The sequence below is a fragment of the Nocardia sp. NPDC003963 genome (assembly GCF_053605105.1).
The window spans coordinates 15,514-29,839 of the sequence record NZ_JBSGIP010000007.1 but is presented as its reverse complement, the minus strand read 5'-3'; the positions used below and the strand labels follow the sequence as shown (position 1 = coordinate 29,839).

Sequence of the window (14,326 nt, the reverse complement as noted above, 5' to 3'; positions counted from 1 at the left end):
GCGATGCGCCGGCCCGGAAACGACACAGCCCACGTGACCTTCGCGGTCACGTGGGCTGCTCTGGTTGCGGGGGAGGAGCGGGTTCACCAGGGGGTGACCGGAGGTTTCACCCAGAGCAGCTTCTCGTCGGTGTGCCGGCGAGCGGCTGCCGGATGTCCGGGCCGGCGGGCCGCCCAACGATCCTTTTCGTCCAGGAGCTGTGCCACCGAACGCCAGGTCTCCTCGGTGCTCGGCGGGTTGGCTCCCGCCGCCCGGGCCAGCTTGCGCCGCGCCGCGGCCGCCATGCCGAGGAGTTCGGAACCCGAGATGTCCCGGTCCCACAGATATCCGGCCAGCTGCCGCGCCTTGGCGGCCCGACCGGCCTCCGCAGCCGGGGAATGCGCGTAATCGGCCATGAGCAAGTGTAGAAGGTCGTCGGGAATCGGTACCCGGAGAACAATATTCATCCCCACCGCACCGGACGCGGCCGGGGGTGCACCGGACAGAAATGCGCGGTGCCGCCCGGATCGGACGGCACCGCGCACCCACCTCATTGTGGTACCCGCTGAATCAGCGAGCCTCCGTCACCGTGCGTCGTTGCGCGGCGCGGACGATCTGCAGGGTTTCGCGGCTGTCGCCCGGGACAACGCCGTCCCGGCCCGGATGTCCGGGACCCCTCACCGCGGTCTCGTCATCCGGTACTCCGCTGCGTCCGGCGCACCATTGCGCCGCCCTGCCGATCCGGGAGTCCGGTCCAGGCTTCCGGGGAAGCCGACCGGCTCCGCACGATCACCGGCCGTCGACCCCGACCGAGGTCGCGACCCGGGGGCCCTGCTGGACTCCACCGGCGGCCGCATTGCCCCCGGAAGCGCTCCAGGATCAGTTCCCGCGTCTCCGCTGGGCCCTGTCGCCGTATCCCCGCCCCATGCCTTCCCCGACCCTCCGGATGGTCCACATCCGCCGGTGGGGCCCGCCCCGGTTCTGGAGCGACAGAGCGAAGGAGCGAAGCGACTGAGCGGCGGAGTGAAGAACCGGGGTTGATAGGGCTCCACCCCGCCCCGCCGGAGGCGGGGCAGAAAACTCAGTACGCGCCGTTGACGTTGTCCATGCCGCCGTACCGGTGGAAGGCGTAGTTGCAGGCCGCCGCGATGTTGGAGACCGGGTTCCATACATCGAACGCGGTGCCAGGCACGTGGTAGGCGGCGAAGGTGGGATCGATCACCTGGAGCAGGCCCTTGGACGGGATGCCCATTACGGCGTTGGAGTCCCACAGGTTGATGGCCGCCGGGTCACCCGAGGATTCGCGCAGGATGTTGCGCTTGATTCCGTCGTAGCTGCCGGGGATACCGTTCGCGGCCATGATGTCCATGGCTTCCTGGATCCAGCCGTCCAGGTTGTTGGGGTAGACCGGGGCCGGAGCGGGCGCGGGCGCGGCTTCGGGAGCAGGCGCCGGTGCAGGTGCCGCTTCGGGGGCGGGCGCGGGGGCCGGGATGATCTGGAGTTCCGGCGCGGGAGCCGCGATGGCGGCCGCCTCGATGGTGGCAGCGGCGGCGGGAGCCTGCTCGGCGACCACGGCGGCCTTGCTGGGGGCGCTGTCGTCGGCCATGGAGACCGCGGAGGAGGCGGTCACGGCGACGATGCCGGCCGTGGCGAGGGCGAAGCCCAGGACTTCACGCTTGGTACGGCGGCGCAGGCTGGTGAAACTGTGCGAAGACATGATCGGATTCGGTTCCTTGTCGGGTCTCGGGATCCGGCCCGGTGCGGGCAGCAGGGATCTTCGGTGCGGGCGAATGGCTCGCGACCGGAAAAACATGGCTGTGCTGTTGTCGGGTTCTTTTGTGTGACTCCGAACGCAGGCCGGTTCGGGTCCGGATGGCGCACAGTGCGGTTACCGGGTGGTTTCCCGGTCCGTCGCGCCCGCAGGAACTCCACGCTGTGGTGAAGTCGAGTGGACTCGGGTTCGGCTATCGCGATACCGTTTGTGGTTGTCGCGCCGGCGAGTTTTCGCGGTTGTTTCCAACCCTGTGTCCACAACATCGCGGACTAGCCGAACTTCAGGTCTTTTCGGACCGGATCTCAGAATGGTCACAACAGGTTAACAGAAGGTGAACGCAGCCTTAGAAAAGACTAAGTGCGATCTTGAATTCCGAAATGAACGCGTTGCACCACCGTTGCGACCTGGGGAAATGTACCTAAACATCTTGTGGCGGAGGCCACAAAATTTCTGTCCGGTAACGGTGGATTCAGCTGCCCGTGATGCTTCCGTGATTCGAGGACCCGATGGCCGAGGTCGCACCACGCCGGTTCGATACTCCCGGTCGCGACCGCTTTTCCGGTCTCGAACACGGCTCGGGGGTGGAAGCGTGCCGTGGCGGAATGGTGTGATGAGGTCCTGCAGGCCCAGCGGCCGGGTCGCCGCCGGGCCGGATCGATATCGGAAAGAGAGCCCGCGATGTACTCGACGACGAGTTATCCGCAGCTGTTCACCCCGCTCGAAGTCGGGAGCACCACCCTGCGCAACAGGGTGGTCATGGGATCGATGCACACCGGTCTGGAGGACCGGGCCTGGGACGCCAACCGGCTGGCCGCGTACTTCGCCGAACGTGCGCGTGGCGGCGTCGGACTGATCATCACCGGTGGTTACGCCCCGAATCGCACCGGCTGGCTGCTGCCCTTCGGTGCGAAACTGACCAATCGGACCGAGGCCTACCGGCACCGGACCATCACCCGCGCGGTCCACGACGCCGGCGGAAAGATCGCGCTGCAGATCCTGCACGCCGGACGCTATGCCTATGTTCCCGGCAGTGTGTCCGCCTCGTCGATCAAGGCACCGATCAATCCGTTCCGTCCGCGCGCGCTATCGGATCGCGGTATCCGGCGAACCATCGACGATTACGTTCGCTGCGCCGAACTCGCCCGGCTCGCCGGATACGACGGCGTCGAAATAATGGGCGGTGAGGGTTATTTCATCAATCAATTCCTCGCCCCGCGTACGAATAAAAGAAAAGACCGCTGGGGCGGTTCCGCGGAGAATCGCCGGCGGCTCGCGGTGGAGATCGTCCGGCGTACCCGCGCGAGGGTCGGGCCCGATTTCCTGATCGTATTCCGCCTGTCGATGGCGGAATTGGTGGAGAACGGCCAGACCTTCGCAGAGATCATCGAACTGGCCCGGGAACTGGAAACCGCGGGTGTCAGCATCATCAATACGGATATCGGCTGGCACGAGGCACGGGTGCCGACGATCGTGACCTCGGTACCGCGCGCGGCGTTCGTCGAATTCACCGCGAAAGTCACCGCGGCGGTGGGTATTCCGGTGTGCGCGTCGAACCGCATCAATATGCCCGAGACCGCCGAGGAGATCCTCACCCGCGGTGATGCCCAGCTGATCTCCCTGGCCAGGCCGCTGCTCGCCGATCCGGAATGGGCGGACAAGGCCGCCACCGGCCGCACCGACGAGATCAATACGTGTATCGCCTGCAATCAGGCCTGCCTCGATCACGCCTTCCAGCACCGTACGGTGTCGTGCCTGCTGAATCCCCGGGCCGGCCGGGAAACCGAACTCGTACTGCTGCCCACCCGGCGCGCGAAGTCCGTCGCGGTGGTCGGCGCCGGTCCGGCCGGGCTGTCGGCGGCGGTGAACCTCGCCGAGCGCGGTCATCGGGTGGATCTGTTCGAGGCCCTGGACCGGATCGGCGGGCAGTTCGATATCGCGCGCCGGATTCCGGGGAAAGAGGAATTCGACGAGTCGATCCGTTACTTCACCCGCAAGCTCGAACTCACCGGTGTGCACGTGCACCTGAATACCCGCGTCACTGCCGCCGAGTTGATCGACCGGCGGTTCGACGAGGTCGTCCTGGCGACCGGGGTCCGGCCGCGGATCCCCGATATTCCGGGAATCGACCATCCGATGGTGCTCTCGTACGCGGAACTGGTGCGGGACGGGAAACCGGTGGGTGAACGGGTCGCGGTGATCGGTGCGGGTGGTATCGGATTCGATGTGAGCGAGTATCTGGTCGTCGAGGGGCACCCCACGCTGAAACCGGACGAGTGGCGACAGGAATGGGGTGTGGATCCCGACGACGAACAAGTGCGCGGTCAGTTACGAGAAGCCCGTCCCTCGCCCGCGGCGCGTGAGGTCGTGCTGCTGCAACGCAAGGACACGTCGTTCGGGAAGGGGCTCGGCAAAACATCCGGCTGGGTCCACCGGGCGGCGCTGAAGGCCAAGGGGGTGGAGCAGATCGGCGGCGTGAACTACGAGCGGATCGACGACGAGGGTCTGCACATCAGCTTCGGCCCGCAGCACGAGCGGCCCCGGGTGCTCCGGGTCGACAATGTGATCGTCTGTGCCGGACAGGAATCGGTACGCGAACTCGAAGCGGAGCTCACCGCCGTGGGGATGTCGACTCATCTGATCGGCGGCGCGGAACTGGCCGCCGAACTCGACGCGAAACGTGCCATCGAGCAGGGCACTCGGCTGGCGGCTCGACTGTGACGCACCGGGCGGGCCCGCGCGCGACGATCCGCGCGGGCCCGCCCGGTGCACCGGTGAATCCGCTTTTCCGGCTGCGCGGCGCGCGGTAGGGTGGCGCCCCTGTGTCCGCGCGAAACAGGGGGTGACCGTGCCGGCGACTGCGGTCGATCTCCGGGGTACGGCCGGCGTCTACCGGCGGCTGCTGGTGGCGGGATTCCGCCGTCAATGGCGGTACAAGCTGGCCATGTTCGCCGGTCTGTTCACCAACTGCGTATTCGGCTTCGTCCGCGCGGCGGTGATGGTCGCCGCGATAGACGCCACGGGCGGGTTCGGCGGGTACGACGCGGGCAGTATCGGCGCCTACGTCTGGATCTCCCAGGGTCTGCTCGGTGCCCTGCAGTTCATGGCCGCGGAACTCGAACTGGCCGAACGGATCCGCACCGGTGATATCGCGATCGACTTCCTGCGACCGGTGGATGTGCAACTGGGCAATCTCGCGTCCGATCTCGGCCGCGCGCTGTGCACGCTGATCCCACGCGGCATCCCGAGCCTGCTGGTCGGTGCGCTCACCTTCGGGCTGGTCCTGCCCGGTACCCCGGAGTCCTACCTGCTCGGTCTCCTCAGTGTGGTTCTCGCCGCGGCGATCTCGTTCCTGTCGCTGTTCGTGCTCACCACTGTCGGGTTCTGGGTCGTGGAGACCCGCGGACTGCGGACGCTCTATCAGACCTGCGGTCCCTTCCTGGCCGGTCTGTTCGTCCCGGTGCACGTCTTCCCGGACTGGCTGCAGGTGATCGCCGGATGTACGCCGTTCCCGTCCATGCTGCAGGTGCCGGTGGATGTGCTCTCCGGGCGGGTCGGCGGCTGGGACGCGGCGCAATCGGTGGGTATGCAGATCGTCTGGCTGCTGGTCGTCCTGGTGCTGGGCCGGGTCCTGCTGGCCGCCGGGCGGCGCAAACTGGAGGTACAGGGTGGTTGAGACGACCGTCCGACCGCCGGAGCGCCGGCGCGTCCCCGCCGGGGGCCGATTCGGTCCCTATGCGGCGGTGCTGAGTTCCCGCATCCGGGCCCAGCGCGCCTATCGGCTGTCCTTCGCCAGCGATATGGCAGGGGCGACCATGGTCGGGCTGGTCGAGTTCGCCGAGGTGTGGGTGGTGTTCCACCAGGCGAAGGTGCTCGGCGGCCTGGATCTGGATGCCGCCCTGCTGCTGTTCGGGTTGAGCAACCTGGCCTTCGCGCTGGCCCAGCTGGTATTCGGGCATCTCGACAAACTGCCGGGTCTGATCCGCCTCGGCATGCTCGATATCTACCATCTGCGCCCCCAACCGGTACTGCTGCAATTGGTGACCAGCGATTTCTCGCTGCGCCGGCTGGCCCGGGCCTCGGTCGCGCTGGTGGTGCTGACCGTGGGGTTGATCCGTAACGATATCGACTGGTCGGCCGCGACGGCGGCGCTGATCGGGTTGACGGTGCTGAGCGGGACCGTCCTGTTCGGCGGACTGTTCGTGGTGGCGGCGGGCTGCCAGTTCTTCCTCATCGACGGGGCGGAGCTGACCAACAGCTTCACCTACGGCGGCTCCTTCGCGGCGACCCAGCCCGCATCGATCTTCCCCACCCCGTTGAAGCTGCTGTTCTGCGTCGCGATACCGGTGGCGTTCACCGCCTACCTTCCGACGCTGGCACTGCTGGATCTCCCGGGTCCGGCCGGGATGCCGTCCCGGCTCGCCTGGTGCGCGCCGTTGGCGGCGGCGTGGACATGGTTACTGGCGTGGGCGATGTGGCGGATCGGGACGAGGCACTATCAGAGCGGCGGAGGCTGACGTGGGATACGAGATCACGCAGGACGATTCGATCATCGAGGTCGACAGGCTGACCCGGTGTTTCACCCGCCGGACCGGGAAAGGACTGCGTTCGCGGCGGGAGGTGGTCACCGCGGTCGACGCCATGTCCTTCCGGGTCGAGCGGGGCGCGGCGGTCGGTTATATCGGCGCCAACGGGGCCGGTAAGTCCACCACCATCAAGATGCTCACCGGCATCCTGGTCCCGACGTCGGGATCGGTGCGCACCTGCGGTCTGGAGCCCATCCGGCAGCGCCGGGAGCTGGCGAGCCGGATCGGGGTCGTCTTCGGGCAACGCTCCCAGCTGTGGTGGGATCTGCCGCTGCGGGAATCGTTCACGATCCTGGCCGCTGTCCACCGGCTGGAACCGGCGGCCGGGCGGTCGCGCACCGCCGAGTTGGTCGAGCAGTTGGAAATGGCCGATACGCTGGACACCCCGGTCCGCCAGCTGTCGCTGGGACAGCGGATGCGCGCCGAGGTCGCCGCGGCCCTGCTGCATTCCCCGGAGTTGATCATCCTGGACGAACCGACCATCGGACTGGATGTGCTCTCCAAACAGCGGCTGCGCGAGTTCCTGCGCACGGAGCGATCCGAACGCGGCACCACTCTCGTCCTGACAACACACGATGTGGGTGATATCGAGCGTCTCTGTGATCGCGTGCTGGTGGTGGACCACGGGCGGTTGGCCTACGACGGATCGCTGCCGGGCCTGGGCGCCACGGTCGGCGCGCAGCGGATGCTGGTCGTGGACCTCACCGGGCCCGCCCCGGCCCTCGACGATCTGGCCGATGCGGAGCTGGTCTCCTACGAGGCGGACGGCATGCGGCAGCGGCTGGCCTTCGACGCCGATACGACCACCGCCGCGCAGTTGCTGGCCGAGGTGTCGGCGCGGGCCGAGGTACGTGACCTCTCGATCGAGGAACCCGATATCGAGGACATCGTGCGTCGGCTCTACGAGACGGTCCGCTGAAAGCACGGTGCCGGGCCCCAGCGGGGGGACCCGGCACCGATTCGTCTCGAACGCGCGTCACATCTGGGCGTTGCCCGCTTTCCACTCCGACCACGGGACGTTCCAGTCACCCAGGCCGTCGACTCCGGACAGCACCGGACCGACCGTATTGGTCACGATGGCGATATCGCCGCGCTTGGCCGTGTTGTAGACCCACTGGGCGTCCTCGGGGCTGAGATTCAGACACCCGTGGCTGGTGTTGGTATTGCCCTGCGCGCCCAGCGACCAGGGGGCCGAGTGGAAGAAGATCCCGCTGTAGGACATCCGGGTGGCCCAGTCCACGTCGGTGCGGTACCCGGACGGCGAGTTCACCGCGACACCGTAGGTGGAGGAGTCCATGACGATGTGCTCGTGCCGGTCGGCCAGGATGTACACACCGTTGTTGGTGGGTGTGTCGTCCTTACCCATCGAGGTCGGCATCGTGCGGATGACCTGGCCGTTCTTCTCGACCGTGACCATTTTCGTATTGTCGTCGGCCTTGAAGACCACCGCGTCGCCGATGACGAAATTCGAGTGGATGTCGTCCTGGCCGTAGAGCCCGTTGCCGAGGTCCTTGCCGTAGACGTTCACATCGATCGTCACCTTGGTGCCGGCATTCCAGAAATGTTCGGGCCGCCAGCGGACCTCACGGTTGTTCACCCAGTAGAAGGCACCCTCCACCGGCGGATCGGTCTTGATGGTGATGGCGTCCTGCGCGGCCTTGCGGTCGGGGATGTTCTCGTCGAACTGGACCGCCACCGGCTGGCCGATCCCGACGACCTCGCCCTCGCCCGGAACCAGGTACGGCTTGGTGACATTGCCCGGCGCCGTTGTGGTGAAACTCATACCGGCGGTGGACGCACCGCCCAGTCCGTTGGCCCGGGCCTGCAGCCGGTAGGTCTTGCTGTAGCCCAGGGGCTCGCTGGTGGACCAGCTGCGGCCGTCGGCCGCGAGCTGCCCGGCCACCGGCTGATCATCCGGGTTGAGCAGGGCCACCTCGGTGAACAGGCCGTCGGTGATCTCGAATTTCATCCCCGCGGCCGGTGAAACACCGATATCGCCGTCCTTGACGGGAGCCACGAGCTTGGGCTTGATCAGCTCGGTGATGGGATTGCGGTCGATGGCGACGGTCCCGTCCGAGGGCTTCGCCGACGAACAACCGGTCAGCACCATCGCGACCAAAGTGACCAGGACCAGCGGTCCGAGTATCCAACGGACCGGCCCACGCCGATCACCTGTACGCATATCAACCCCGTTTCAAGTCCCGGCGCACCCGCTACGCGCCGATGGCTTCGGATCCGACCGATTACCAGCTCACCTCGACCCACGGCGGCGGGATCGGTCGAGACCACGTCCAACTATTCTGCCAGTCGTGCTGGGGTGATCCCAATCGCCGGGGATCACCACCGGCGCCACTGGCACACCTGGACATAGGCTTCCGCTCGCCTTCCGTTACCGTGTCGGCCGGCTCACACCCGTCCGACCCACTATCGATTTCACTTCTGCGGCCCGAGCCTGTTAATGTCTGTCCCGCACCGATCGACGGGGCATGCGCCATTAGCTCAATTGGCAGAGCAGCTGACTCTTAATCAGCGGGTTCGGGGTTCGAGTCCCTGATGGCGCACTTCGAGTTGAAAGACATTTCCGACTATAGGGTTTGCGTTCGGCGCCCGTACATTCGACGGCCCCAGACGTGATCAACCCGCTATCTTGTCGTATTTCGACCGTGGCTCCGGCCCGGTCACCGGCCCCTCGGCCGTAGCCCGCCCCGGCCGCCCCGGATCCATTAGTGTGCGCGGTATGAGCGAGGCGAACGCGCGGGCGGGGCGCGGGCAGGTGGTCGCATGGGGGATGTGGGACTGGGGGTCCGCCGCGTTCAACGCGGTCATCACCACTTTCGTCTTCGCGGTGTACCTCACCGACTCGGTGGGCGCCGATCTGCCGGGTGATATCTCCGCCAGCGCCTGGCTGGGATGGGCCCTGGGATTCGCCGGTCTGATCGTCGCGGTGACCGCACCGGTCACCGGGCAGCGTTTCGACGCGACCGCCAACCGCAAACGTTCGCTGGGGATCATGACCGCGGTCGTCGTGGTTCTGACGGCGGCGATGTTCTTCGTCCGGGACGAGTACTCGTATCTGTGGCTCGGGTTGGTACTGCTCGCCCTGGGGTCGGTCTTCCTCGAGCTCGCGACCGTGCCCTACAACGCGATGCTGCGTCAGGTATCCACACCCGCCACGCTGGGCCGGGTCTCCGGATTCGGTTGGGCCATGGGCTACTTCGGTGGGATCTTCCTGCTGCTGATCTGCTATTTCGGGTTCATCGCCGGTGACGGTCCGGAGCGGGGGCTGCTCGGTATCCCCACCGAGGGCGGGTTGAACATCCGGCTGGTCGTGCTGCTGGCCGCGGTCTGGTTCGGCGTATTCGCCCTGCCGGTGCTGTTCGCCGTCCCCGAAGTGCCCCGTAGCCGGGTCGATCCCGGGGCGGCGAGCGCGGGCCTGCTCGGCTCCTACCGGGTGCTCTGGCGGGACCTGCGCGAGCTGTGGGCGCTGGATCGGACCGTCATCTGGTTCCTGCTCGCCAGCGCCGTCTTCCGGGACGGACTGGCCGGCGTTTTCGCATTCGGCGCGGTGCTGGCGGTGCAGGTGTACGGGATCACCGAATCCGATGTGCTGCTGTTCGGTATCGCGGCCAATGTCGTCGCGGCGCTCGGCGCGATCGTGGCCGGCCGGTTCGACGATACGGTCGGACCGAAACGAGTGATCGCGGTATCGCTGTTGTCCGCGGTCGTCTGCGGCACGGTCCTACTGGTCGTATCGGGTCCCGCGATGTTCTGGGTCTTCGGCCTGGCGCTGACGCTGTTCGTCGGCCCGGCGCAGGCGTCGGCGCGCTCGTTCCTCGCCCGGCTGACGCCACCGGGGCGGGAGGGGCAGTTGTTCGGGCTCTACACCACCACCGGGCGGGCCGCCTCGTTCCTGGCACCCACCCTGTTCGGTCTGTTCGTCTGGGCCTTCGGGGCCGACCGCGCCGGTATCGGGGGCCTGTTGGTGGTGCTGAGTGCCGGGCTGGTCGCGCTGCTGTTCGTGCCCGCTCCGGATGCCTCGGGCAGCAAGGAACCAGCGCAGACGTCCGTCGGGTGAGCCCGGCGGGATACGTAGTCAGGGTTTCCAGGCGCCCATGCCCAGGGCGATGAGGCGGATCTGCTGGATGGTGCGATCGATGACCGGTTGTTCGGTGCGCGGGGTGGCGCCCACATAGTCGGCGATTCCCTCGATCACCGTGGCGACCAGCAGATCGGCCGCCACCTCCAGATCACTCGGGGACCATTCGTCCAGCGCCGTGATGCGGGACAGATCGGCCACCAGTTCGCGCACGATCAGCTGTAGTTCCAAGGCGATGGCCGAACGCAGCGCCGGACTGCCGCCGCGCTGCTCGCGGATCAGGAACCCGTACAGCTCCCGCTTCTGGCCGACCTCGCCGAAGACGAAGCGCACCGTCTCCGAGAGCCGGGCGTCGGGTGTCCGGCGCAGTTGCCGCAGCGCCAAGCGCAGGGCCTGGACGCCTTCGTCCACCAGGGTGGCGCCGAGGTCGTCCAATGAGTCGAAATGCCGATAGAAGGCGGTCGGGACGATACCGGCCGAGCGGGCGATCTCGCGCAGGCTCAGCGCGCCGAAGCCGCGTTCGGCGGCCAATGCCAGCGTGCCGACGAGTAGGGCCTGCCGGGTGCGCTCCTTGCGCTCGACGCGGCTCGCTCCCTGATCCGTCATTTCAGTGAGCATACAGCCGTTCACCATTCACCCTGCTCTCTCATGTCGTCCGCGTCACACCTATTCCTGGTTGACAGTCCCGGCGGGGTATCCGGCACACTGGTTGAGTGTACAGGCGTACACCGAAATTGATTCAAGCCCGTGATATGACCGACAGACAGGGACGGAGAACTCCCATGGTGGCCCTCCTCGATCTGGTGCAGACCCTGACCACGCCGCATCCGGTGGACCGGTACCTGGAACTGGTGCGCCCCATGCTGACCGTTCGCGATATGCGGGCCCGGATCGTCGACGTGGACCGGTCGGTCCCGGGCACGATCTCGCTGAGCCTGCGCCCGACCCGGCAGTGGGACGGGCTGCGCGCCGGTCAGTTCCTGCAGCTGGGCGTGGTGATCGACGGGGTGCGGCACCTGCGTTGCTATTCGCCGGTGAACTCCCAGCACGACCGGCGCCGGCGGCTCGATCTCACGCTCCGCGTCCATCCGCACGGCCTGGTGTCGCGGTATCTGCACGAACATGCCCGTCCTGGCATGATCGTGGACCTCGAGCCGGCGTCCGGGGTATTCCATCTCCCGGACCGGCGGCCCGGTCGAGTGCTGCTGATCAGTGGTGGCAGCGGCATCACGCCGGTGCTGTCCATGCTGCGGACCCTCGTCGACGAGCGGTACTCCGGTGCGGTGGTGTTCCTGCACTACGCGCGCTCGCCCGAACTGGTGCCGCATCACGCGGAACTCGCCGAAATCGCTGCGGTCCACCCGAATATCACTGTGGCTGTGCGGTACCCGGAACGGGACGGTCGCGGTTTCGATCGCGACGAACTCGTCCGGGTGGCGCCCTGGTTCGCCGAAGCGCAGACCTATCTGTGCGGACCGCCGCCGTTGATGGAGTCGGTGCGCGAGGTCTATACCGGCGCCGGTCTGAGTGAACGACTGCACACCGAGGAGTTCGTCGCCTCCACCGTCGCGGTGGACAGCGCCGAGGTGGACGGGGCCACCACCTTCTCCGCCAGCGGTGTCACCGCGGAGAACACCGGGGCCTCGTTGCTGGAGCAGGCCGAGGGCGCCGGTCTGCGCCCGGAGTTCGGCTGCCGGATGGGGATCTGCTTCTCCTGCACCTCGGTCCGGCGCAGCGGATGCACCCGCAATCTCCGCACCGGAGAGCTCGAGGCCGACCCCGACCAGCCCATCCAACTCTGCGTCCAGGCCGCCGTCGGCGACGTGGACATCGAAATCTGACAGCTGAGACGAAGGGGAGAAAGAGATGACCATCCTCACCGAGACCACGGACGGACCGCTGGTCCTATCGCCCGATCAGGTCGAGGAGATCGGCCGCACCCTCGACGAACTGCGCGACCGTATCGTCGCCGACCTCGGCGAACGCGATCGCCAGTACATCTACGACATCATCAAGGCGCAGCGCGGATTCGAGATCGCCGGGCGCGGCCTGATGTACCTGGGATTCCTGCCGCCGTTCTGGCTGGCCGGTGTGGCGGCGCTGAGCGTGTCGAAGATCCTCGACAATATGGAGATCGGCCACAACGTCATGCACGGTCAGTACGACTGGATGCGGGAGCCGGGCCTCAATTCACGGGTCTTCGAATGGGACAACGTATGCCCAGGAGACCAGTGGAAGCATTCGCACAACTACATGCACCACACCTACACCAACATCCACGGCCGCGACCGGGATATCGGCTACGGCGTGCTGCGGATCGACGAGGGGCAGGACTGGAACCCGTACTACCTGGGCAATCCGGTGTACGCGTTCCTGTTGATGGTGTTCTTCGAATGGGGCGTGATGCTGCACGACCTCGAGGCGGACAACATCGTCAAGGGCAAGCGCAGCTGGTCGGACCTCAAACCGCTGATCAAGGGACAGCTCCGGAAATCGGGCCGGCAGGTCCTCAAGGACTATGTGGCGTTCCCGCTGCTGACCGGCCCGCTGTTCCTGTCCACCCTGGCCGGGAACGTGACGGCCAACCTGGTGCGCAACGTATGGGCCTACTCGATCATCTTCTGCGGGCATTTCCCGTCCGGTGTGCAGACGTTCACCGAAGAGGAGACCGCCGAGGAGACCCGCGGCGAATGGTACGTCCGGCAGATGCTCGGGTCGGCCAATATCTCCGGTGGCCCGCTGTTCCACATCATGTCCGGGAATCTGTCGCACCAGATCGAGCACCACCTGTTCCCGGATCTGCCGGCCAACCGGTACCCGCAGATCGCGCCGGAGGTCCGCGCGTTGTGCGAGAAGTTCGGGCTGCCCTACAACACCGGACCGCTGGGTAAGCAGATCGGATCGGTATGGGCGAAGATCTTCCAGCTCGCTCTCCCGCCCCGGGTGCAGGAGTCCCGGCTGGCCAGGTTCCTGCCCGCTGCGCTGCGGAAACAGCCCGCTGCCGGTGTTATCGTGATGCGTCAGCAGAGTCCAACCGAAGCGGGCGTGTGATGATCGGCAAATTCGAGGCCAACAAGGATCTGATCCAGGAACTCACGTCGTCGGGAGCGCGCCGGGTCGGCAATATCGCGGGCATCATCACCGGCACGGTCTCGGAGGTCACCCGCGAGATCGGCGAGTGGATCACCGACGCCATCGAGATGAACGAGGCCGCCGCGGCGGCCCGGCGTGATGCCGCCGCGGCCGAGGGGCGCGAGGATCACGCCGGTGTGCGCGAGGCCGCCGCGGATCGCGATATCGTCTCCGACGCCGCGCCGGTACACGAATCCGGCGTGGTGCTGGACGCCGATATCGTCGACGCCGAGACCGCCGATCCCGGACCCTCCGGTAAGCGGTACTGATTCCGGTCCGGAACCGCTCGGTGGGACAACTCACACCGAGCGGTTATCCATCGGCTAACCTCTGGGCGTGCCCGCCTACATCTCCTCGCCGGAGCTGACCTTCGGTTTCCTCTTCGCGCTGGAGGATCCCGAGCGGATCGCCGAGGTGGTGCGCGACCTCATGGAGCGCAAGACCGTATCGGTCTTCCGGCTGGCCCGGTTGTCCGACGACGACGGGCCGCCGGAACGCTATGTCGTGAACTGGTCGGCGATTCCGCAGATATCCGTCACCACCGCCGCCCCCGATGCGGCGGAACTGCGGGCCGAACGGGTGATGCTCGTCAACGCCTTCCTCGGCGACGCCGGGGAAGTGCGGTTGTACTCGTCGCAGGGGCAGGCTCCCCAGTAGCCCGCCGGCTCAGCAGCCCGTCGAGGCGTTCTCCGTCCGTGAGTGTCGCGAGATCCCCGTGACTGGTGGTGATCAGTCGTTACCGAACTGTAGCCTTGTTCCGGG

At 66.9% G+C, this 14,326-nt stretch carries 13 protein-coding genes and 1 tRNA gene; 10 read left to right on the top strand and 4 right to left on the bottom strand.

Annotation, left to right across the window (positions count from 1 at the left end):
* Window positions 1-83: 83 nt before the first annotated feature.
* Both ACWEWT_RS15830 and ACWEWT_RS15825 read right to left on the bottom strand, forming a co-directional pair.
* The gene (locus tag ACWEWT_RS15830) at window positions 84-395 is read right to left on the bottom strand and encodes a hypothetical protein (protein WP_452559540.1); all 312 of its coding nucleotides are present in this window, start codon (window positions 393-395) and stop codon (window positions 84-86) included.
* Window positions 396-1,060: 665 nt separating this feature from the next.
* Window positions 1,061-1,696, bottom strand: coding sequence for a transglycosylase SLT domain-containing protein (locus ACWEWT_RS15825; RefSeq protein WP_452559538.1), 636 nt, complete (start codon window positions 1,694-1,696; stop codon window positions 1,061-1,063).
* 735 nt (window positions 1,697-2,431) lie between these two features.
* On the opposite strand from ACWEWT_RS15825, the gene ACWEWT_RS15820 reads away from it, so the two are divergent.
* From ACWEWT_RS15820 to ACWEWT_RS15805, 4 genes are all read left to right on the top strand, one after another.
* Window positions 2,432-4,471, top strand: a complete 2,040-nt coding sequence (locus ACWEWT_RS15820; protein ID WP_452559536.1) for an oxidoreductase — start codon at window positions 2,432-2,434, stop codon at window positions 4,469-4,471.
* A 127-nt stretch (window positions 4,472-4,598) separates the two neighbouring features.
* Window positions 4,599-5,426, top strand: a complete 828-nt coding sequence (locus tag ACWEWT_RS15815) for an ABC transporter permease (RefSeq protein ID WP_452559535.1) — start codon at window positions 4,599-4,601, stop codon at window positions 5,424-5,426.
* The gene (locus ACWEWT_RS15810; RefSeq protein WP_452559533.1) at window positions 5,419-6,267 is read left to right on the top strand and encodes an ABC transporter permease; all 849 of its coding nucleotides are present in this window, start codon (window positions 5,419-5,421) and stop codon (window positions 6,265-6,267) included. Before ACWEWT_RS15815 ends, ACWEWT_RS15810 begins: the two co-directional genes overlap by 8 nt.
* A 1-nt stretch (window position 6,268) precedes the next feature.
* Window positions 6,269-7,255, top strand: coding sequence for an ABC transporter ATP-binding protein (locus tag ACWEWT_RS15805; protein WP_452559531.1), 987 nt, complete (start codon window positions 6,269-6,271; stop codon window positions 7,253-7,255).
* A 57-nt stretch (window positions 7,256-7,312) separates the two neighbouring features.
* On the opposite strand, the gene ACWEWT_RS15800 is transcribed toward ACWEWT_RS15805, so the two are convergent.
* A complete protein-coding gene (locus ACWEWT_RS15800; protein ID WP_452559529.1) occupies window positions 7,313-8,518 on the bottom strand; it encodes a L,D-transpeptidase in 1,206 nt (401 codons plus the stop codon).
* 306 nt (window positions 8,519-8,824) lie between these two features.
* Between ACWEWT_RS15800 and ACWEWT_RS15795 the strand changes: the two genes are divergently transcribed.
* Window positions 8,825-8,897, top strand: a tRNA-Lys gene (locus ACWEWT_RS15795).
* A 176-nt stretch (window positions 8,898-9,073) separates the two neighbouring features.
* Complete coding sequence (locus tag ACWEWT_RS15790) at window positions 9,074-10,411, top strand: MFS transporter (RefSeq protein WP_452559528.1); 1,338 nt, start codon at window positions 9,074-9,076, stop codon at window positions 10,409-10,411.
* Window positions 10,412-10,429: 18 nt separating this feature from the next.
* Here the strand turns inward: ACWEWT_RS15790 and ACWEWT_RS15785 are convergent, their stop codons facing one another.
* Window positions 10,430-11,038, bottom strand: coding sequence for a TetR family transcriptional regulator (locus ACWEWT_RS15785; protein ID WP_452559526.1), 609 nt, complete (start codon window positions 11,036-11,038; stop codon window positions 10,430-10,432).
* A 176-nt stretch (window positions 11,039-11,214) separates the two neighbouring features.
* Here ACWEWT_RS15785 and ACWEWT_RS15780 point away from each other — a divergent pair, with 176 nt between their 5' ends.
* From ACWEWT_RS15780 to ACWEWT_RS15765, 4 genes are all read left to right on the top strand, one after another.
* The gene (locus ACWEWT_RS15780) at window positions 11,215-12,273 is read left to right on the top strand and encodes a ferredoxin reductase (protein ID WP_452559525.1); all 1,059 of its coding nucleotides are present in this window, start codon (window positions 11,215-11,217) and stop codon (window positions 12,271-12,273) included.
* Window positions 12,274-12,298: 25 nt separating this feature from the next.
* A complete protein-coding gene (locus ACWEWT_RS15775) occupies window positions 12,299-13,483 on the top strand; it encodes a fatty acid desaturase family protein (RefSeq protein ID WP_452559523.1) in 1,185 nt (394 codons plus the stop codon).
* Window positions 13,483-13,833 carry a hypothetical protein gene (locus ACWEWT_RS15770; protein WP_452559521.1) on the top strand — a complete coding sequence of 117 codons (351 nt, stop codon included), beginning with the start codon at window positions 13,483-13,485 and terminating at the stop codon, window positions 13,831-13,833. Before ACWEWT_RS15775 ends, ACWEWT_RS15770 begins: the two co-directional genes overlap by 1 nt.
* Window positions 13,834-13,900: 67 nt before the next feature.
* Window positions 13,901-14,221 (top strand): hypothetical protein, encoded by a 321-nt coding sequence (locus ACWEWT_RS15765; RefSeq protein ID WP_452559519.1) that lies wholly within the window; start codon window positions 13,901-13,903, stop codon window positions 14,219-14,221.
* Window positions 14,222-14,326: the final 105 nt, after the last annotated feature.

Bases quoted from the DNA above. Each gene is read 5' to 3' on its own strand.
- ACWEWT_RS15830 (WP_452559540.1), bottom strand. From the start codon at position 395: ATGGCCGATTACGCGCATTCCCCGGCTGCGGAGGCCGGTCGGGCCGCC.
- ACWEWT_RS15825 (WP_452559538.1), bottom strand. From the start codon at position 1,696: ATGTCTTCGCACAGTTTCACCAGCCTGCGCCGCCGTACCAAGCGTGAA.
- ACWEWT_RS15820 (WP_452559536.1), top strand. From the start codon at position 2,432: ATGTACTCGACGACGAGTTATCCGCAGCTGTTCACCCCGCTCGAAGTC.
- ACWEWT_RS15800 (WP_452559529.1), bottom strand. From the start codon at position 8,518: ATGCGTACAGGTGATCGGCGTGGGCCGGTCCGTTGGATACTCGGACCG.
- ACWEWT_RS15790 (WP_452559528.1), top strand. From the start codon at position 9,074: ATGAGCGAGGCGAACGCGCGGGCGGGGCGCGGGCAGGTGGTCGCATGG.
- ACWEWT_RS15785 (WP_452559526.1), bottom strand. From the start codon at position 11,038: ATGACGGATCAGGGAGCGAGCCGCGTCGAGCGCAAGGAGCGCACCCGG.
- ACWEWT_RS15780 (WP_452559525.1), top strand. From the start codon at position 11,215: ATGGTGGCCCTCCTCGATCTGGTGCAGACCCTGACCACGCCGCATCCG.
- ACWEWT_RS15775 (WP_452559523.1), top strand. From the start codon at position 12,299: ATGACCATCCTCACCGAGACCACGGACGGACCGCTGGTCCTATCGCCC.
- ACWEWT_RS15770 (WP_452559521.1), top strand. From the start codon at position 13,483: ATGATCGGCAAATTCGAGGCCAACAAGGATCTGATCCAGGAACTCACG.